Origin of the sequence: Paenibacillus sp. FSL E2-8871 (genome assembly GCF_038000345.1) — a bacterium.
Taxonomy (GTDB): domain Bacteria; phylum Bacillota; class Bacilli; order Paenibacillales; family Paenibacillaceae; genus Paenibacillus_AQ.
Genome location: NZ_JBBOBV010000001.1, coordinates 5,535,817 through 5,556,833 on the forward strand (window position 1 = coordinate 5,535,817; position 21,017 = coordinate 5,556,833).

At 41.5% G+C, this 21,017-nt stretch carries 16 protein-coding genes; 10 read left to right on the top strand and 6 right to left on the bottom strand.

What is annotated here, in order from left to right:
* The first annotated feature begins 402 nt into the window (after positions 1 to 402).
* Complete coding sequence (locus NYE25_RS24915; RefSeq protein ID WP_341147103.1) at positions 403 to 3,912, top strand: SIR2 family protein; 3,510 nt, start codon at positions 403 to 405, stop codon at positions 3,910 to 3,912.
* Positions 3,913 to 4,022: 110 nt separating this feature from the next.
* Here the strand turns inward: NYE25_RS24915 and NYE25_RS24920 are convergent, their stop codons facing one another.
* Together NYE25_RS24920 and NYE25_RS24925 are read right to left on the bottom strand one after the other, a co-directional pair.
* Positions 4,023 to 5,297, bottom strand: a complete 1,275-nt coding sequence (locus tag NYE25_RS24920) for an MFS transporter (RefSeq protein WP_341147104.1) — start codon at positions 5,295 to 5,297, stop codon at positions 4,023 to 4,025.
* A 113-nt stretch (positions 5,298 to 5,410) separates the two neighbouring features.
* Positions 5,411 to 6,316 (bottom strand): ArsR/SmtB family transcription factor, encoded by a 906-nt coding sequence (locus NYE25_RS24925; protein ID WP_341147105.1) that lies wholly within the window; start codon positions 6,314 to 6,316, stop codon positions 5,411 to 5,413.
* Between the two features lie 219 nt (positions 6,317 to 6,535).
* On the opposite strand from NYE25_RS24925, the gene NYE25_RS24930 reads away from it, so the two are divergent.
* The 6 genes from NYE25_RS24930 to NYE25_RS24955 are packed head-to-tail and all read left to right on the top strand — an operon-like array spanning position 6,536 to position 13,920.
* On the top strand, positions 6,536 to 7,879 hold the full coding sequence (locus NYE25_RS24930; protein ID WP_341126204.1) for an MATE family efflux transporter: 1,344 nt from the start codon (positions 6,536 to 6,538) through the stop codon (positions 7,877 to 7,879).
* A gap of 19 nt (positions 7,880 to 7,898) precedes the next feature.
* Positions 7,899 to 10,238, top strand: a complete 2,340-nt coding sequence (gene gshAB, locus NYE25_RS24935) for a bifunctional glutamate--cysteine ligase GshA/glutathione synthetase GshB (protein ID WP_341147106.1) — start codon at positions 7,899 to 7,901, stop codon at positions 10,236 to 10,238.
* Positions 10,239 to 10,284: 46 nt separating this feature from the next.
* On the top strand, positions 10,285 to 11,568 hold the full coding sequence (locus NYE25_RS24940; protein WP_341147107.1) for a glycoside hydrolase family 5 protein: 1,284 nt from the start codon (positions 10,285 to 10,287) through the stop codon (positions 11,566 to 11,568).
* 10 nt (positions 11,569 to 11,578) lie between these two features.
* Complete coding sequence (locus tag NYE25_RS24945; RefSeq protein WP_341147108.1) at positions 11,579 to 12,226, top strand: response regulator transcription factor; 648 nt, start codon at positions 11,579 to 11,581, stop codon at positions 12,224 to 12,226.
* The gene (locus NYE25_RS24950; protein WP_341147109.1) at positions 12,210 to 13,625 is read left to right on the top strand and encodes a sensor histidine kinase; all 1,416 of its coding nucleotides are present in this window, start codon (positions 12,210 to 12,212) and stop codon (positions 13,623 to 13,625) included. Before NYE25_RS24945 ends, NYE25_RS24950 begins: the two co-directional genes overlap by 17 nt.
* Before the next feature lie 52 nt (positions 13,626 to 13,677).
* On the top strand, positions 13,678 to 13,920 hold the full coding sequence (locus NYE25_RS24955; protein WP_341147110.1) for a hypothetical protein: 243 nt from the start codon (positions 13,678 to 13,680) through the stop codon (positions 13,918 to 13,920).
* Between the two features lie 288 nt (positions 13,921 to 14,208).
* Here NYE25_RS24955 and NYE25_RS24960 read toward each other — a convergent pair whose 3' ends face one another.
* From NYE25_RS24960 to NYE25_RS24970, 3 genes are read right to left on the bottom strand one after another with little or no spacing between them, the layout of a single operon-like run.
* On the bottom strand, positions 14,209 to 15,348 hold the full coding sequence (locus tag NYE25_RS24960) for a DHHW family protein (protein ID WP_341147111.1): 1,140 nt from the start codon (positions 15,346 to 15,348) through the stop codon (positions 14,209 to 14,211).
* Positions 15,349 to 15,361: 13 nt separating this feature from the next.
* Positions 15,362 to 16,747: an MBOAT family O-acyltransferase gene (locus NYE25_RS24965; RefSeq protein WP_341147112.1), complete on the bottom strand. Its 1,386-nt coding sequence runs from the start codon at positions 16,745 to 16,747 to the stop codon at positions 15,362 to 15,364.
* Positions 16,748 to 16,753: 6 nt separating this feature from the next.
* Entirely contained in the window at positions 16,754 to 17,242 is a 489-nt protein-coding gene (locus NYE25_RS24970) for a DUF4358 domain-containing protein (protein ID WP_341147113.1), read from the bottom strand.
* Between the two features lie 227 nt (positions 17,243 to 17,469).
* Here NYE25_RS24970 and NYE25_RS24975 point away from each other — a divergent pair, with 227 nt between their 5' ends.
* Complete coding sequence (locus NYE25_RS24975) at positions 17,470 to 17,910, top strand: HEAT repeat domain-containing protein (RefSeq protein ID WP_042184977.1); 441 nt, start codon at positions 17,470 to 17,472, stop codon at positions 17,908 to 17,910.
* Positions 17,911 to 17,921: 11 nt separating this feature from the next.
* Positions 17,922 to 18,500, top strand: coding sequence for a hypothetical protein (locus tag NYE25_RS24980; RefSeq protein WP_341147114.1), 579 nt, complete (start codon positions 17,922 to 17,924; stop codon positions 18,498 to 18,500).
* Positions 18,501 to 18,580: 80 nt separating this feature from the next.
* On the opposite strand, the gene mbcS is transcribed toward NYE25_RS24980, so the two are convergent.
* Complete coding sequence (gene mbcS, locus NYE25_RS24985) at positions 18,581 to 20,176, bottom strand: acyl-CoA synthetase MbcS (protein ID WP_076300318.1); 1,596 nt, start codon at positions 20,174 to 20,176, stop codon at positions 18,581 to 18,583.
* A gap of 164 nt (positions 20,177 to 20,340) precedes the next feature.
* Between mbcS and NYE25_RS24990 the strand changes: the two genes are divergently transcribed.
* Complete coding sequence (locus NYE25_RS24990) at positions 20,341 to 20,862, top strand: GNAT family N-acetyltransferase (RefSeq protein ID WP_076300319.1); 522 nt, start codon at positions 20,341 to 20,343, stop codon at positions 20,860 to 20,862.
* The last annotated feature ends 155 nt before the right edge of the window (positions 20,863 to 21,017 follow it).

Here is a 21,017-nt window from a genome sequence, read left to right on the forward strand (position 1 = left end):
TGATCCGGTAATATCGGCGTCGCCTTTTTTTGTCGATTCTGTCTTTGCTGCCGCTAGGAAGATTTATAACTTAGTAAGTAACTATTTGATTGAGAATAGTTAGTATCAAACTCAAATTGTCAGCCCTCAGAATATCTAAATGGTGAGCCAATACCAGTCCCTTTAGAGGCTGGTATTTTCGATAGATAAGAATGGTAAGAAAGTTTGATTTTTAAAATAAGACACGCCTACTCATTACCAATATATAGTCGAAAATGTTACTTGAAAGCTCTTATTGAGAATGAAATCATATCAGACAATTGCTAAATTATTCATTTTCCATAGATGTAATATAGTGATAGATAAGTTAGTATAAGAATTAATTAACAATATTCGATTAATCTTCAATTTACGGGGGGCATTATGAAGCGGGAAATTATCGAGGCTATCAGAGAAGATAAACTGCTATTGTTCATTGGCGCAGGGTTTTCACAGCCACTGGGTTTTCCAAGTTGGAACGGACTTATCAGTCTTGTTTTGAAAGATTTAGGATTGGAAGATGACAAGTATAAAAGATTAGATGACGTTTTAAATACCGGTCTGTTCACCTCCTTGGAACTGTTGGATAAAATCAAAGACAAGAAGAAGCAGATATATGAGGTATTGGATCGTGAAATTGACAGGCCAATGGACGGGCTGAATCTTGAGCTTCACAGAAAAGTTGGCAAGCTCTCCTCTAAAATTATTACAACAAATTATGACCGATTATTGGAGACCGCGACGAGTTTTAAAAAGGTTGTGTTTGACAATACCTATCATATTGCAAATTTGCAGGACAAAGAAAATTTCCTTCTTAAGCTGCACGGTTGCATAGAAAATCCCGAGAAATGCATTTTATTTCAGGAGGATTATGAGGAATTGTACAATAATACCGCCGCCATTGAAAAGCTTAAAAGTCTGATTTCGGATCATACGATCCTTTTTATTGGATTCAGCCTGTCCGACGAATATGTTAAGAAACAATTTGAATACATTCATGCCATTTACAAAGGGTTTTCTAAACAGCATTTCTATCTGACCGTAGACGAATCCCCAAGTGAGGTACATGGGGTGCAACCCATTAGCTTGAACGCTTGGGATGAACTAGGGTCTTTTTTAGACAGCCTAATTGAAATTAAAGAAGCTTCAACCCAAGCTAGCGTAGCATCAGAAACTTTATCCAGCTTTACGACTGCATCACTTACTTCTTTAGAAGCCAAAGAGGTATCAATTGCGCTGTTAATAGCGGCCCCCATTGATCAAGAAAATAAGCCGCATGTTGAGAAAGTAACCAAGCATCTCGCTAAATTTAAGGTCACCGTCGAGTGCTTCTACTTCTCCATTGAGGTTTTACGAAATTTAGAGAAATTCGATTATATTATGATTCTCTCCCAGACGGTGAAGAATAAATTCCTCATTGAGGATCAGTACCTGAAAAGTAAACTGATAACACCGCAAGAGATCGAGGACAATCTTATTACGGACCATTTAAAGGGGCTATTTATCTTTACCGATAAGCAAATTCGGCTGTCGGAGTCCCCTATTTCAATACCAATGGCAGTCTTGTGGGAGAAAGATTTGAGTAGCGTGTTTTTTAAGCTATTCCAAAAGAAAGCATTGGATAAGTTCACAGACGGGTTCATCATCAATCAGGAAAAGTTTGATTTAGAGGCGGTGGAAAAGGGAGCTTCGAGAACTGTAACACGAGTCGACCATTCAAAACGAATTCTATCCGAAAATATTGATACTAAAAATCTGGTCAATTTCGTAGGCCGTAAAACAGATCTGGAGGATATTACTAGAAAGATCATTGATACCAATAAGCAAGTTTTGACCATTAAAGGGTCGGGCGGCATTGGCAAAACAACTATAGTTAAAAAGGTTGCGACGGAGCTATATGAGAGAGGATATTACCCAGATGGGATTTTTTTCATCGACTGCGAGTTTATCACAAACTATAAATCCTTCGAATACAAGATAGCTCAGTGTTTCAGCGTCGAGAGTACGATTAATCTGAAGGAACATATTTTACAAAATAATATCGAACTTGACGCCATGATTATTTTGGACAATTTCGAGCCACTGCTCTATATCAACGATAGAGAAGAGATCAAGTCTCTCGTGGCTTTTATATGCGACCAAGCAAATGTCGTTATCACATCTAGGGAGTGGGTACGGCTGGAGTTTGAGGAGCGTCATGAGCTGAGGGCTTTTACGAACGAAGAAGCGTTTCAACTGTTCGGCAAGTATTACAAATCAGGGTTGAATCCGGAAGAAAACAAAATTCTTAAGGATGACATATTGGGAAAGCTGCTGAACAACAACCCTCTAGCTATCAAAATTACAGCCCGAAACCTGCCCAAATCTAAGAACATGATCGCTTTAAAGAATGAGCTGGAGAAAGATTTCTTTAATATTACGAAGGATGGCTACGAAGACATTTTTGATGACGAGTCTGATGCTAATATCGAACGTTCAAAGTCACTGTACCAGTCCATTGCGTATTCCTTTAACAGGCTGACATCCAATGAAAAGCTGCTGTTCGAATTGCTGTATTTATTCCCGGATGGCATACATATGAACAATATGAAAACTTTCTTTTTGCAAGATACTTATAAATTAGATTCAAAAAAAATTACGGACCGTGAAATCACTTCGTTGGAGAACAAGTCGTTGATTGAGATCAACCGGGGCTTTATTGAGCTACAATCGATTATTGGGAGATTTGCGGAGCATCAGTTTGTGAAGAGGCCGGAAGTACAAAAGGTCGACTTTTATAAACGGGCGTTTGATTTTATGAACTTCATGGCAAATACGATTGATAATATTTATGACGATGATCGAACATTAGGATTGAGCATTTTCGATCAAAATGTCGAGAACTTCATTAAAAGTTTTGATTACATAACTGATTTTAAAGATTCACAAGAAGAGAAGATAAACTTTATACATATAATTTATTCATTTTTCGGCGAAATTGAGCAAAGCCAGCAGTTCTGTAGGAAACTTGAAAAAATAAAACATCATTTTGATTTAGAAAGATCTGACATTCTATTTGATGCAATGATAGCAAATGCAAAATACAATGAAGTCGAATTTGAGGAAGGTTTTGATCAATTAAAGAAAACTGTGTCGATTGAAGATTTGTATAAACTTGATCACACCCAGGATCTAGAGAGGAAGATTATTTTATACTCGCTTGAAATCTATCAGTACGGTAATATAAATGAGGTAAGGCAATTTATTATCAGGAGCAATTTTTACAGTCATGATCAGGTAGCGTCCTTATTGTATTTGGCGGGGGAATACAGTAAGCTAGAGACGTTAATCTCATACAGTAATATTTTACCATTTATATTCATGGAAATGAAGTTTAATCTGAATAAGCTGGAATATAATGAGTTGGAATCAACATTAAAGAGTTTGTATAGAAAAGAGTACGTACAACTGATGCAAACCCATTATATTAAAGCGAAAATGGGGAGAATAGACAAAAAAACGATTAATCAGTTAGTTGTTACGAACAAATATACGTCTGGTCTTAAGTCATTAATGTTAGCGTTCATAGAGAAGGATTTCAATAAAGCCATTAAATATTATGAGTCAGCGATTCATGATTTGCAGCCTATTCGATACTATTACACTGAAGCGATTTATTTCTATGCTAGATTTCTACTCGATTATGGTTTAGAAGAGAACAGAAAATGGATCGAAATAGGCTTATTGCTAGCCAAGGAGGATCATTATAGCTATCTGCATCATAAATTCACTTGTTTAGTTGAAGGGTTAGAAACACCGTATAATGAATTTCTGTATATTTTGCCTGAGGAGTATCTGCTCGATGAAATTATTGAAAAAAATAAGGATACTTATTATTCGAAGTTCGTAGGTTAAGCTAACGGGACACAATATTTTTCAAACAGCGGTAGTTTAGGACGTGCTTTCCTTGTCCTAAGCTATCGCTGTTTCTATTAGAATCAGTGAACTCTTCTACTTATCCCCACTTATCGTTCAGTTACAACACCTTGTGACGGAACTTCCACAACGGGTCGTCTATGGGTAGCCTCAAGGGTGGAAAGGTCACCATCCAGTGCTTTTAGTCCAGGGAGCAGTAAGGCTGCGCTAGCACAGAGCATTGGAAGCAGTCCGGCGATTACAAAAAGTGCGGGCACCCCATAATGCTGGGCAATCGCGCCACCGGCAAAAGCACCAAAAGGCTGCAAGCCGCCACCGATCAGAAAGCGAATAGAATTGACTCTTCCTTGCAGATGGCTCGGAACTAGACGTCCATGGAGTGAAGAGCTTAACGAACCGAAGAAGGGACCTAACGTTCCGGTAGCAAATACGGCGGCGAGAGCAAAAGAAAAACTAGGAAATAACCCCCATAAGGTAGTCACTAAACCTATGGTCCCCAGACTGCCAAGCATAACAAGCCGCCTTTTTTTAATTTCCCCTATTATGGAAATCACACTTAGCCCGACTAACGTTCCCAGGGCGAGAACTGTACTTAGCGTGCCCATCGTCGCCGCATCACGGCGGAGCACTTCGCGTACAAAAGGGACCATCATCGTCCAGACGGCAATTGAGCTTAAATTACTGATGGAGGCCATGATCATAATCGTAAGCATTGCAGGGAATTGTTTATAGAAGGTAAAACCCTCGGCTATCTCGCGAACGTAAACGGTGATGGAGAAACGACCTGGGGGTGGAGAAGGTTGCGGTAGCTTTTGTAAGCACAGCAAGGTAGTGATGGCGGCTGCGTAACATATCATGTTGATGCCAAGGGCGGGCAGTGCTCCACTAGCAGCGGTCAACGCACCTGCTAATGCAGGCCCCAGCAGGACTGCTGCGCTTTTGCTGCCATCAATGATAGCAAAAGCCCGCACCAGCTTACGGCTGTCGGCAACGCCAGGAATAACAGCCATTGCTGTTGGCATGAACAATGCGGCGCAAGATCCGCTGAGACCCGCGGCGACAAACAGATGCCACAGCTGCAATTGGCCAGCCAGGCCCATGCCGAGTGGCAGTGCTATAGCCAGCAAGCGAATGGCTGCCAAGCAGGCCATAAAACGGACCCGGTGCAGCCGATCGGACAACGGTGAACCGAGCAAGCGCAACAGCAGCTCAGGTATGCCGGAGCTGAGCGCGAGTGCTCCCATCGCTAGCTTAGAACCGGTTAGCTCATAGACGAGCCATTCCATAGCCAGTAAGCCAAAAGCATCTCCAAAAGCGCTTAAAGTGATGGTGGAGAGTAGACCATAATAGCTGCGTTTGATCATTGCTTGGTAGCTCCTTTCTTAAAATAAGAAAGTATAAGTTTTGCACCTATACTATCTTATATTTCTCGCAAATACGCTTACCGTCCTTATAAGGACGCCAAAGACGTTTATGCTTAACTCTCCAGATACGCCCCAATCTGCTGAGGCAGTCCATTTAAGGCTTCTAAACGTAGGCTGTACGAAGCGCTTTTACCATGGGTATGGACAATGACCAGCCCAGCTGCACGCAGCGCGATAAGATGGTAGTGGATTGTGCTTTTTGAAAGTCCTACCTCACGTACGATTTCTGTGAAATTGAGCTGTTTGCCTGTGAGCAAACGAAGGATATACAGCCGGGTCTCATCTGACAACGCACGGGTAAGGCGGAGTAATGCAGGCGCAGGCCGTCCAGCTTCTGGAGGGAGAACATCACAAGAGTAGCTTGTGAATACGAATTCATCATACATAGCGGTCGTAACCAGTGGACGAGCATGATATTGCGGAATGATAATGACTTGCTTCAGATGTTCGGTTGGATAAAGTCGCATTCCAGCAGTTGCTGCTTCAAAGATCTCCATATCATTGTTCCCGTTTAGCATCGCGCGTCTTGATTCGGCTTCCTGCTCAAGTCCTTTAATGATATTAGGATCGATTCCACTGAAGTATCCCGCGTTCCATTCGCGCAGGATATCAGAAGCAGTATCCCTAAGCTCCGCAAGATTGGAGGGAACCGATTGGCCGAAACGTCCGGAAATTTCATATAGCTCTCCAGATGTTAAAGCATCGAACCATACCAAAAAGCCCTCTACCGAACGCTCGCCCGGACAAGACCAAATGTAGGGAGCCAAACTGAAATCATCAAGTTTCTTAACGACCTCTTGCATTTTACGAAGTAGCAGGGGTGCAAATCTTGCTTGAACATCCCGTACCCAGAGCTTACCGGAATCCATGGCAGTATGGTTCTGCTTGCTCAGAAAGACAGTCATACTACTAACACATTCATACATGGGTGCAAAATCGACTTCTACTTTATAATCCATGAGCTGCTCCATTCTTTCAGTGAGATACTGAATTAATTACTAGTTCGATAAATATAGAACTTATTATTTGTTTTATTGTAAACGAACTTCTTGTTGTTTTCAATAGCCATTTCGCCGAAAAATCCGAACTCAAAATATTGTTCAAATATAATCAATTGTTTATATAAGCTTATGGTTATATAATGGATTTGAAATTAGATGAAGAAGGTGTAATTAGACTTGAAGGACACAAACGATTTGACTCAGGGTCCTATTATGCCTACCTTAATGAAATTAACGCTTCCGATTATTGCGACGAATTTCATCTCTACTACTTATGGTCTAGTCGATATGATTTGGGTTGGAAGATTAGGAAGTGGTCCGGTTGCCGCGATTGGTACAGCGAGTTTTTTCATTAATCTAGCGATTGCTTTATCGACTATGGTTACGATCGGCACAGGGATTAAGGTGGCGCATTGTATGGGATCTGGTCAGTTAGAGAAGGCTAAATCTTATATAAAGAACGGATTTATGATGTCTATTTTATTAGGACTTCTCTATATGAGTTTAGTGCTACTAACTAAGAATCAGTTGATTGGTTTTTTTGATCTTGGGAGTGATGAAGTAGAGCGGATGGCTAGACAATTTCTAGTGATTTCGATATTTGGATCGGTATTTTCCATCGTGAATACGTTATTCGCAACGCTCTTAAACGCTATGGGAAATAGTAAACAACCGTTTCAGATCTTCTCCATTGGTCTTATGGTTAATATTGTCCTTGATCCATTTTTGATTTTTGGCTGGGGCAGTTTTGAAGGATGGGGAGTAGCAGGGGCAGCTATTGCAACATTAACGGCGAACATTTTGGTTACGGCTCTTTTTATCGTGAAGACAAGAAAGTCAGAACTCATTTCAAACACATCCGCGTGGGACAGTCGTCAAATGAAAGAAGTCATCCGCATGGGGCTACCAATAACGATCCAACGGGTCACCTTTACGATCATATCGATCATCATTGCCAAGATCATTGTACGATTTGGAGCCGATGCTATTGCGGTTCAAAAAGTAGGAATCCAAATTGAATCCATTTCTTATATGACCATTGGCGGACTACAGGGAGCTATTGCTGCCTTTTTTGGTCAAAATTATGGAGCACGTCGCTTCGATCGTATTGGGCAGGGGTATCGTCAGGCCTTAATTTTAACCTCCATTTTTGGCGTGATCGTGTCGCTTATATTTATTGCGTTCCCGCAGCAGCTATTTTCATTGTTCTTATCAGACCAGACAAGTTTGGAATTGGGCGCAGATTATATGCGGATCATCGGTTACTCACAATTATTCATGTGTATGGAATTGATGACAGTAGGTGCTTTTAACGGCATGGGTCAAACCCACATCCCACCGATCTTTAGTATTTCATTTACTGCACTCCGAATTCCACTAGCCTTACTCTTATCCGAACCTTTTGGCTTGAATGGGGTGTGGATGTCGATTGCGCTAAGCAGTGTGTTCAAGGGTGTTATTCTTGTGTTCTGGTTTAGAAGATCTTTGTTCAGAATGAATAAACAGCAGGCAAACTACTAAGCAAAGGATGAGCGTAGGAATGGCTTTATTAAATCGTAAACTCATACAGCTTTTAAAGGATAACCATTTGAATAAGGAGATTTTTCACGGAGAATTTGGACTGGAAAAAGAAAATGTCAGAGTGGATCCAGAGGGAAGACTTGCGCTGACACCACATCCAAAAGCCTTTGGAAACAAGCTGGAGAACCCCTATATTCAAACGGATTTCTCAGAGAGTCAGGTTGAAATGGTGACACCCTCTTTTGATTCTATTGAAGAGACTTATAACTTTCTGGAGGCACTGCAGGATATTGTGTCGCTAGAGCTTAATGAAGAATATCTGTGGCCGAGTAGTAATCCTCCCATGCTGCCGAATGATAAGGACATTCCCATTGCCAAAATGGGTAATCCGGTAGAGGACGAGTATAGACATCAGCTAGCCGATAAGTATGGTCGTAAAAGACAATTGCTGAGTGGGATCCATTATAATTTCTCTTTTGATGAACAATTTCTAAAAAAGCTTCATGATATCGCTGATCCACAAGAGAGTTTTAAAGATTTCAAAGATGCGACCTATTTAAAAATAGCCCGCAACCTATTGCGATACCGCTGGCTTCTAATCTATTTAACAGGTGCTAGTCCTGTTTTTGATAAGACTTATATGGAGCAATGTGTGGCACGTGGTGAATCGGATGATGATAAAAGCTTCTATTATCTGAATATGAATTCACTGCGAAATAGCGAATGCGGGTATCGGAATGAAAAGCCTCTCTATGTGTCTTTTGACTCGCTTACGGAATATGTACATGATTTACATGCGTTGATTGAATCGGAAGAATTATTAAGTGTAAAAGAGTTCTATAGCCCGGTTAGAGTGAAGACGGCAAGAGGTAAACATCCGTTAGAGGAGCTGCTGCAGGATGGGATTGCCTATTTGGAGCTTCGTTTTATTGATCTCAATCCACTCTATAAAATAGGAATTAGCAAAGAATCAATGACTTTCATTCATCTGTTTATCCTGTATATGCTATTAAAAGAGGATGAACCGTTCGGAGTAGAGGATCAGAAGATGGCGAATCTTAATCATGATCAATTGATCATGGAGGGGATCAAAGGCTGTTTGCATGATTACGGAGATTCTTGCGGGACAATGGAACAGAAGGCTTTAATTTGTATGCAAGAAATGCAGGATATGATTCAGCTATTGAACCCAGAGGATAAACAGCTCTCGAACGTTCTGAACGGGGCTAAGGATAAGATTCTAAATCCAGATCAGAGCTTTGCGGGGATTGTGAAGTCGGAAGTTCAACAATCCTCTTTTATTAAATATCATCTGAATAAAGCCAAACAATATGCTAAGGAAAGTCTTGCGAATGGATACCGATTTGTAGGATATGAGGATTTGGAGCTATCTACACAGCTTCTACTGAAGGCAGCGGTTAAACGTGGGATTAAGTTCCAATTGCTCGATCGGGAAGAGAACTTCGTTGTACTTACGAAAGGCGATCATAAAGAATACGTTAAGCAGGCTACGAAGACATCCCTGGATTCTTACAGCACGGTACTAATTATGGAGAATAAAATTGTTACGAAGGAAGTTCTCAAACAACAAGGCATTCGTGTTCCCTCAGGTGAGGCATTTGGAGATCTGGAAGCGGCAATGAATGCATATGGCACTTATCGTAATAAGCGAATAGTGATCAAACCCAAATCAACCAACTTTGGACTCGGCATTACTATTTTTACAGATGATTTCTCCAAAGAAGATTATCAAAAAGCCTTCGAAATCGCCTTCGAGCATGATCGAACAGTGCTGCTTGAGGAATTTATGACGGGGAAAGAATATCGTTTTCTAGTCATGGGTGATGAAGTAGTCGGAGTATTGCACCGGGTTCCGGCGAATGTGGTCGGTGATGGTGTACATACGATTGAAGAGCTGGCCCACGAAAAGAATAAGGATCCGCTAAGAGGTCGTGGCTACAAAACTCCGCTTGAGAAGATTCGGATTGGCGAAGCAGAAGAGATGTTTTTAAAGAATCACACTATGACTTGGAGCGATATCCCTCCATTGAATGAGATCATCTACCTGCGGGAGAATTCGAATATTAGTACCGGTGGAGATAGCTTAGACTTTACTGATGAGATTCCGGGCAGCTATAAAGATCTAGCCATTCAATCAGCTAAAGCTGCAGGAGCCACTATTTGTGGAGTAGACATGATGATTGATGATATTAGGGAAGAGGCGAAGGGTACCAATTACAGCATTATTGAGATCAATTTTAATCCAGCGATTCATATTCATTGTTATCCTTATAAAGGCAAGAACCGCCAAGCGGATGAACGAATTTTGGATCTGTTGTTTGATTTCCACCCCTTGTGACACTCTTGTAACAGAGATTCGCTACGATAGGCTACGAGGTGAGAAAATGAAGAATTCTAAAGCTTTTATCGTGTTGATCTTATTGTTGGTTGTCGGATGCAGTTCGGTACCACCGCTAGCCAATCCAGAACTGAAGAAAGAAGAGAATAAGGAAGAAACGAAAGAAAGGAATGAGAAGTTAGCCTTCTGGGATGGCCAGAGAACAGGAACCAATTTCATGAATTCAAAATCTTTACCGGAAAACTATGATGCTGCCAAAGAGCAGAATATTGAATTCATTCGTTTGGCACCAGATAAATGGGCAAAAGACAGTGACTATTTATTTAATGACAAACCGGATGCGAACCCGGATAAAGATTTTCTAATAGGGAATGCAGATAAGTATGAAGGGATTGTTGAGGAGGATTTTGCCGAGTTAAAAGCGGACTTAGATGCAGCCGAAGCTCGGGGCTCCAAAGTGGTGCTGACCGTCCTCAGTCTCCCCGGAGATCGCTGGAGACAGTTCAATAATTACAAAAATGATGATCGGATATGGAAAGATTTCAGTTATCATGAACAAGCGGCAGTGTTTTGGAGAGATCTAGCAAGCCGGTTGAAAGATCATCCTGCGGTAATCGGTTATAACCTGATAAATGAGCCACATCCAGAGACCGCCACGGGATTTAATGACTTCTGGACACAGGACTACAGCGAATGGTATAGCTCAGTAGAGAATACCCCTGCGGATTTGAATCTTTTATATGAGACGATAGTGACCGCTATTCGTACCGTAGATACCAAGACGCCAATTATCGTAAATTCTGGGCTGTATGCTACACCTTGGGCTTTTAAATATTTAAAACCGATCGATGATGAGAATGTGTTGTATGCTTTTCATATGTACGAGCCTTACGAGTTAACCAGTCAAAATAAGAAAAAAGGGTTAACCTATGAATATCCTGGAACGATAAAAGTCGGAGAAGATAAAACGGAAAAAGCTTTTAACAAGGAAGCCTTAAAGGAATTTCTGGAACCTGTTGCGCAGTGGGCAAAGGAACATAACATCCCCGCAAATCGGATTGTTGCAGAAGAGTTTGGAACGAATCGATTAGTAAAAGGTGCAGATCAATACATGGCTGATTTAATTTCGATTTTTGATGATTTCGGCTGGCATTGGGCGTTTTATGCTTTCCGCGAGGATACTTGGGACGGTATGGATTATGAATTGGGAAGTAAGCCCCCAACCTGGGAATATTGGCAAGCGATAGAGAATGGCGAACAGCCTCCTCGAAAAGTAGTCGATAGCCCGATATGGGAAGTATTGAAGAAAGGACTTGAAGGAAAGGAGTAAATGATGCTACTTGAACATTCTAATTGCCGATGATGAGAAACATATGACCACTATATTGAAGACTTATTTCGAAAAAGAGGGCTATAACGTTTGGGTAGCGGCGGATGGGGAGGAGGCGCTGGAGCTCTTTTTTTCGAATAAAATCGACCTTGTGGTACTGGATTGGATGATGCCTAAGCGAAGCGGGATTGAGGTGTGCAATGAAATCAAGCAGGTTAGTTTAGCTAAGGTGGTCATGTTGACCGCTCGATCTTCCTATGACGATGAATTTAGCGCATTAGATATCGGTGCAGATGAATATATAAGAAAACCATTCGATCCACGGATCTTAATGCTGAGAATCAAAAAAATGCTGGGTACCGAAAAAGTAGCTGCTATACGGGACTTAGAAATTGATTTTGAGCGAAAAAAAGTGTTCAAGAATGGGGAGGAGCTGTCCCTATATAAAAAAGAGTTTGAACTGCTAACCTTCCTATACGAGAATAAAGGGCGGATTTTGTCCAGAGATTCTTTGTTATCTTCCGTTTGGGGGATGGATTATCTTGGTGAAGAGAGAACCGTGGATACACATATCAAAAGATTACGCGATAAGATTGGGGCTGACCACGTAATTACACACAGGGGAATGGGGTACAGCTTCCATGATAAAAATCAATAAAATAAGCACGAAGTTATTGATTATGGTAAGTATTATTCTGCTGATTGTATTTGGGACGTCCTATTCATTGCACAATTTTTTCTCGTCTGATTATTACCTTTACAAAATGAAAACCAAAATTAACGACATATATGACGAAGTAAAGGATCTCAGTCTGGATCAGCTCATGGAGAAAGAAACAGCGATCGAGAACAATAACAATGTAACGATAGTTAGGGTTGAGAACAACGGAAGCGCAACAATAATCAACGAGAACATTCAATTTGCGTTGTACAAAGATAAAGTGGCACTTAATAAGTTTTGGATTACGGAAGAAGTTTTGCAAAAGGTAAATGAAGGAAAAACGGTGAATCTATTATTTAATCAGGGGAAATTGAAGTCCAGTCTATTAACGAAAATATACGAGCAGGATGGCAGTCTAATCCTCATCGGCACTGTGGTTGTGCATAATACAGATGCTTTAAACATCGTAAATCAATTCAGCTTCTATTCTATTCTTTTGGGGATTATTATCAGCTTGCTGTTAGTGGCTTATTTTTCGAGGAAAATCATTACTCCGTTAGAGCAATTGCAGGATGTAGCGAAGGATATCTCCAATCTTGATTTTAAACAAGTGACGATTAAGTCGGGGGATGAAATCGAAGAGTTATCCAAAAGCATTAACCAGATGAGTCAGCGTTTGAAAAGCGCCCATGCAGAGCTGGAAAAGAAAAATCAAAGCTTAAACACACTGATCTCAAGCATTTCACACGAGGTAAAAACACCGTTATCCTTAATCCAGGCGTATACCATTGGCATTCAAGACGATTTGGATGATGGTACGTATACCGATATCATTTTGGAGCAGGTGAAATACACTTCGGATATGGTAGATTACTTAATTAAGCTGTCCAAGATTCAAAAGACCGAAGTGTATAAAGAAAAATTCGATCTTAAAGAGCTTCTGCTCAAAGTGATCTCACAATATAATATTACGCTTAAAAATAAAAACCTGACGTTACAGACCGACTTCCATTCGGTTGAACAATCCATCGTTGAAGAGGATATTAGCCAGATAGAAATTGTATTCAACAACTTAATTAGTAATGCCATTAAATATGGGGAAGAGAATGTCTTTGGAATCTCAGTAGCGAATGATACCCACGGCACTTTGAAATTCACCATCACTAATAAAACCACGCGCCTAAAAGAGAAGCATCTAGCGTATATCTGGGACCCGTTCTATGTTATTGAGGAGTCTCGAAACAAAGAAATTTCCGGAACTGGACTTGGCCTGTCTATTGTCGCGGAGATTCTAGCTAAGAATGATCTCAAATATGAAGCCACATTAGCGGACTCGTATATTAGTTTTAGTGTTTGGTTTGATGTTGAAGATGCAGATCAATTCCCGACAAGGTGAAAATTTGGATGAGTGAAGGAATTATCACAATTCCTTAAAAGGAGGAGCGTCAATGGCAAGATTACAATGTAAATGTGGTGAAGCACTTTCAAACTCAAATGCACCCAATGACGTTGAATTAAGGGTCTATACAGATAGAGAATGGGACAAAATTATAAATTTAGGAGATTCAATTGACCCGGTTACAATACCGTTTCCCCGATATGATATATGGAGATGCATTGATTGCGAAAGGATTTATGTATTTGATGGTGATACAGTAATAAGGACATACGTGTTAGAAGATGGCAATTAATTTATTGTTTGGTGGGGCATAGTGCAGTTGGAAAAATCGTGTAGTTTATTTGGTGCTTTTGATCTTGATATTTAACCCATAAATATGGTGGAAAGTAACGGAGGGAATTTTGGAACTGTAGGAGCGGAGCGTTCGCCTTTGTCTCCGGATTTCAACCGTTAGAAACGGTATAAATAAAGAAATCTGGAGACAACAGCGACCGAAAGTCCAAACATTCCCGCAGTTACGTCCCATCACCAGATTTATCGTATTATCTCCATAGCCATCACCTAATCCATCACTATATCATCAATTAAGCTTTAAAATCGCCGAATTATCAACAAAAGTAGCTGTGTTAAACAGCATCAATACATCCTTAATATCATTCTGAGCAATGTACTCACTGATACTCCCGTTATAATAACGAATGTCGATCACGTGGATTTCCGGTACATGCTGAGTCAAAAAAGGGATGACACTATGCGCATAGGAGTCCTTGATGACGAGCAGCTTCTCCTGTTTGACCACTTTTGGATCAAGCTGGCTTGTGATTTTCATAAGGGCATGAACGCCGCCTAGGAAATAAGAGTATTTATCTTTTTTCTCCAGATAGCTTGGATCGTACATACTTGTTAAATTCTCACCCGTATCTACAATATGCATCTTGGTGGATACATCATGAACTGGCTTATACATTTGAATGGAATCTGGCGTCACTCCGATAAATTGACTCCGCGTATGGTAGCTTCCAAGGAACGAATCGCTTACCGTCTCAATCTCGAATTCGCTCTGGGACAGAGGTTGCCATCCCATACTTTTAGCATAAGCTACGTAAGCCAAATAAGCGCCGTAGGTTGTCCAGTGATGATCGGTCCGATAATAAATGTCCTCTGCGGCATGCGGAGCAAGAACATCAAATCCATTTATAAAAGTAAGGCTATCCCCTACATCCTCAGCAATCGTTTGATTCACCTCGGCTTGCGAATATACGGGTGCTAACCAGGGCAGACGCTCGTTGTACAAGCCTACCGATGTCGGCGCAAGCAGAAAGGTCGTTTTGGCTTCAGCATTTTTATCGGCAAAACGCTTCACAGCCGCTGCATATTGCTGAACCTTATTGTGATCAGGTGCCTCGAATTTTTCGAATAAGTAGCCGTCTTTCCCCTTATATATTCCGTTATTTTCTTGCTGCAACCTCATTTGCTCCATCGCCGATTTCACCCATACCCATTTGGCGCGAAAAGGGAAATGATCGGTTACGAAGCTTTCCGCCTCTTCCGCGTAGGTGTGGGATAATAAATTGTCCCATGTCAAATGGGGAGCACTTTGCAAATATCGATTCTCTAACTCGGAGAAACGTTGAACAGGCAGTAAGAAAAAGGTTATACCCACCAGAAACAGCGTCGCGACAAATCCCACCACTAGTATTCGATCCGTCCTCTGCTTCATAAACAATCACCCCCTAGAATCGGAAATATAAGAATGGGTTAAAGGTAGCATCCACTAAGTACGCGACAGATAGGAAGAACAGCACGCCATACCAAACCAGAGAAGGAATCGTTCTATTATCCATACGCTTGGAGAGTTTCAAAGGTACAGATGCTAAAGTTAGTACTACAAGTAGAATCGCGTTTGTGTAAGTAAAGTATAAAGTAGTGGTATTCCACAATGGCTGACCGTTAAAGCCGAGCATCGCTTGCAAGTAACTAAGTACCAGTGGAAGTTCTTCAAAGGCGAACAAGACCCATCCGATGAGAATGAGTACAATGGCATAGAAATGCCTAACCCAGCGCGGTAGGCGGCTAAGTAGCTTTAATCCCCACCATTTTTCAAAGATAAGAATAATCCCAAAGTATAATCCCCAGAGTAAAAAATTCCAGCTTGCTCCGTGCCAGATTCCCGTCAACAGCCAGACGACTAGGATATTGCGCACTTGAATGCCTAAACCCCGGCGGTTGCCTCCAAGCGGGATATATACGTAGTCACGAAACCAACTGCTAAGGGAAATATGCCATCTCCGCCAGAAGTCGGTAATGCTCTGTGAAATATAAGGTTTGTTGAAGTTCTCGTTAAAACGGAAGCCGAACATAAGTCCGAGGCCAATCGCCATATCTGAATATCCACTGAAATCAAAATAGATCTGAAAAGCAAATGCAATAATGCCAATCCAAGCGGTTAAAGCAGGTATAGAATCTAGATTGGAGCTGGAAATGGTGTGCCAGAGCAAACCGATGTTATTGGCAAGCAGCACTTTTTTGGCAAGTCCGATAATGAATCTTCGTACACCCTCTGCGAACATGGAGATATCCACCGAACGCGCTCGTAATTGCTCTGCAATGGTGTTGTATTGAACGATAGGACCGGCTACTAATTGCGGGAACAAGGCTACAAACGTACCGAAATCAATCCAATTTCGCTGTGCTTTAGCAGTTCCTCTGTATACGTCAATGATGTACGACATGGATTGAAAGGTATAGAACGAAATCCCAATAGGTAGTGGTAAATCAGTTAATGGGATATGAGTACCGAGGAGTTCATTTACATTTTGGATGAGAAAATCTGCATATTTGAAATACGACAATAAGCCCAGGTTAATAAGCATAGAGCTAACCACAATCCACTTGCGCTGTACCTTAGTTAGCTTCGGTCTACTAAGAAGTAGACCAAAGCCGTAATCCGTAATGGTGGACAGCAACATAATTACAATGTAGACGGGTTCGCCCCAAGCATAAAACACCAGACTGCTTAAGAACAATATGAGGTTTTTGATTCGCCAAGGCGAAACATAGTAGAGTGCAAGGACAGCCGGCAGGAACAGGAATAGGAACAGTAGGCTGCTGAATACCATCGCTAATTATTTTTTAGTAAACAAGGTATCAAATTCAGTCGCCAGCTGATCAGCACTCTCCGAAATCACGAATAAGATGTAATTGCCTTTTGTGACCAGCTTATAATTTTGGGCATTCTCATACTGATCCGGAAGGTATTGTTCGAATTGCTTTTGAATATCAGTTGCACGCTCTTTGACGGCGGTTTCGACAGTAGAGATATCTTTTGCATCTTTAACTTTTAAAATGGCAATTTCGTTACTTTTCACATTCATCATTGGCATTCTAATGCTATAATCTTCAAGTAATGATGGAGCTAGATGGTACAGCTGAGCCACCATATCTTCTTCAACTTCCATTAATGAAGGCTGTTCCACTTTTGTGAGCATCTCGTCGATCATTTCTTTCGGCGTCAGATTGGTTTCGATAACGGCTTCATTGTTACTACTGGAACAGGCGCTAAGCATTACACTTAATACAATAGTTAACGCTAGAATGAAGGTATGTTTTTTCAATTAGGTCACTCTCCTTGGTGTGTTTGATCTACGTTTCTCTAGTTAACTAACGTAAAGAGTATATAGAATGTTGCGGGACACTTTCTTTCGAATACTTTACCCCAATTTTGTGGAAATATGTTTGAAGGAAAAGGTCATGCAAAGATCTTCCTCTCTTAGCTTGCGCAATGGTTGGTTATACTGTTAATGTTAGATAGATAGTTTTGAATAGAAGGGGATTGAACGGAATGATCGAAGAACTGAACAATAATGGACTACCGGAGAATTACGAGGAATTAAAGAAAGCTGCCAACCGCTCTGCGGATTGGAGAGCCCGTCTAGAAGCTGTTGAAGAACTGGGACAGACTAACCACAAACAAATTATCGATATCCTGACGCGTTTAATGGAGAGCGATCCTGTATATACAGTTCAAGAAGCGGCTTACCTTAAACTGAAGGCATTCGGCGAAGATGTTAAAGCACCGTCCAAGAATAAACCGGAGCTAGTAAAAGGCGTATCCAAAATACTCCTGAGAATCAAGAAGAGCTTGCCAAGAGATCATTCGTACGAAGATTTCAAAGAGAAACTGAAGAAGATGAGAATCGACGTGTACGATATTTACGAAGGCGAAAAGGGCGCTGACTTTGACGCTTGGCTGATGAAGATGTGGAATTCCTCGAACAAGTAAAGGATGACAACATGCAAACTAACAAATTGACAGAACAATTTCAAGAATATCTCAAGCTTTCCGCTGACTTACGTCCTGACTATATTGCCAGCTTAGGTAAGGGTGATAATGAAGCGAAGATTACGGCGATTTTTCCGGAAGCCCCTGAACTGCTGAAGGCCATTTATAACACAGTTTCGGGTACAAGCAGTGAGGAAGAAGAACCAAGTCTGATCGAATTTATTCCAGGGTATCGTCTAATTCATATTAATGAATATGAAGCAGAGATGAAGATTTTAGCTGGAATATTGGAGGAAAAAGGCCATCAAGCGGATGGCGTTATCTTGCCGATCTTAACGAACTACGGTAGCGACTTCATTTGTTACTATAAATCTGCAGATGGTGTGGAACGTGTATGTGACCTGCTGCATGATTTTGGGGATCTGATTGTCATGTATGAATCACCTGAAAAGTTCATGGAGACTTTATGTGAGTTCTACAAGCAGGAGGTTTATTTCCTGGATGAAGAGGGTTACCTCGATTGCGATTTAGTAAAAGAGGGCGAAGTAGGCGCGGCTCTAAACCCGGATGCGAAATATTGGTCCGAGTAACAAGCTGATACCCTATAAAGAAGAGCAGCAGTCCTATTACGGACTAGCTGCTCTTTGTATATTAAATATCTACTGTTATGTTACTCCTGTGCAGCACGTTTCTCCTGCTCGCGAAGCTCTACTCTCCGTATTTTTCCGGAGGTCGTCTTCGGAAGATCTTGAATGAACTCGATTTTGCGTGGATATTTATAAGGAGCGGTCCACTCTTTAACATGGGATTGCAGCTCCTTCACAAGCTCTGGAGAAGCGGCGGTCTCATCTTTTAGTACAATAAAAGCTTTAACGATGTGTCCGCGGATTTCATCCGGACTTGCTACGACCGCGCATTCCTTAACCGAAGCATGTTTCATAAGGGCTTCTTCTACTTCGAAAGGACCTATGGTGTAGCCCGAACTAATGATAATGTCATCTCCACGGCCCTCGAACCAGAAATAACCCTCTTCATCTTTCCGTGCCCGGTCACCAGTTATGAAGAACTCGCCGTGAGTAGAGCTTTCTTTTCTGCCAGGGTCTTTGTAATAGGTATGAAATAACGCTGGCATGCTTAGGTGCACTGCGATATCTCCAACAACTCCAGCAGGTAACGGAATGCCGTCTTCATCTACCACTTCAATTAGACCCGGAGCAATAGACTTACCCATAGAACCTATTCGGATAGGTGTATCTTTGAGAGTACCGATAATAAGCGTACTTTCTGTTTGACCGTAACCATCACGAATCGTGATATTGAATTCCCGCTGGAAGGTGTTGATAACCTCTTGATTCAAAGGCTCTCCAGCGGAAACCGCGCAGCGAAGGTGGGACAAGTCATACTGATTGAGATTTTCTAATTTGGCCATCAAGCGATATTCGGTTGGCGTACAGCATAATACCTCGATGTTGTGATCTTGTAACAGCTGCAAATATTTTTTGGGATGAAAAGATCCACTATATACAAAGCCGGTCGCCCCGTTGCCAAGGACGGTTAGGAAGGGGCTCCAGATCCACTTCTGCCAGCCCGGTGCTGCTGTTGCCCAAACGGTGTCGGTTTCTTTGATATCAAGCCATTGAGGCGATGTGATACGTAAGTGAGCATAACCCCAGCCATGACTGTGAACGACTGCTTTAGGGTTGCCAGTTGTTCCAGAGGTATATGCCAAGATCGCCATATCGTCGCGGTGGCTTTCGACTGCAGTGAATTTATCTGGCTGATCAATCATTAGGCCTTCCAGATCTAGCCATCCATGACCGAGCTCGTCAGGGTCGCCGGATACGGAAAGACGGTAATCCAGAGCAGGCAGATCGTCCGAGATTTTATTAACTTCATCAGTGACCTCGGACCAGGCAATAACAGCTCTGGCTTCGGAATGCCGCAGACGATAAGATAGATCCTTGGCGCGAAGCATTTCTGATGAAGGGATAATGGCAAGTCCTAGCTTCAGACATGCTAAATAGATGACATAAGCGATGATTCGACGGGGAACCATTACAAGAACACGATCCCCTTGCTGAAGGCCGAGTGCTGCGAGCCCTCCGGCAAGCTGGTTAGCTTGCTTGCGAAGATCTCCGTAAGTGATCTCCTCGTAGTCTCCTTGTTCATTCAACCACTTAAGCGCAATCTTTTCCGGAGCATGACGTTCCATTTCCGAAGTGAGATTGTAGTACTCAGGTGCGATCCACTGCTGATTATTCAATATGAACCTCTCCTATATAAAACAAGATGTGTATAACTGTTATGCTTAGTATAGCACGTTATCCTAGTACCAGGTACTAGTACCTTGATGCCTAAATTTGATATCATAGGGTTCAGAAGGTTAAGATAACTTGTGTAAATATAAATCCAGAAAGTGAGAACTATGTTATGAATCACACAACTTTTGATGAAATATTCGCTATTATGGAAGCCTCTTTTCCTACCTCCGAGATCAGAACCTATGAGGGGCAACAGGAGTTATTGGATGTTCCACATTATCGATTGATTACCGAAGTGAATGCTGAGGGGAAAATCATTGCTTTTATAGCTTGCTGGGAGTTTCCAGGATTTCGATTTGTAGAACATATTGCCGTGGACCCAAGTATAAGAGGTGGGGGCATTGGTAAAAAGCTGATGGAAGAATATATCCGTCAGTCGGGCAAGCCTGTGCTTCTTGAAGTAGAGCCGCCACTGGGTGAAATGGAACAACGGAGAATTGGCTTTTATGAGCGACTGGGCTTCCATTTGAATCCTTATGCTTATGTGCAGCCCCCTCTGCGTGAGGGAAATGCGGATTTACCGCTTCAAATTATGACTTACCCTAACCCTGTCGATGTAGAAGAATTCAATCTTTATAGAGAAATTTTATATACAGAAGTGTATAAGGTTACAACGCCGTATCAAAGTTAATCTAACAGCAATCCGTACGATCCTTTTTAGGACAAGCGGGTTGCTGTTTTTATTTTTTTTGAATTAATGATATTTTGATTTTTTTAATTACAAAATGGGTACAAGTAAGAAACAACTTAGAGACATAATCTTATTTTGTTTGAGCTAAAGTAAGA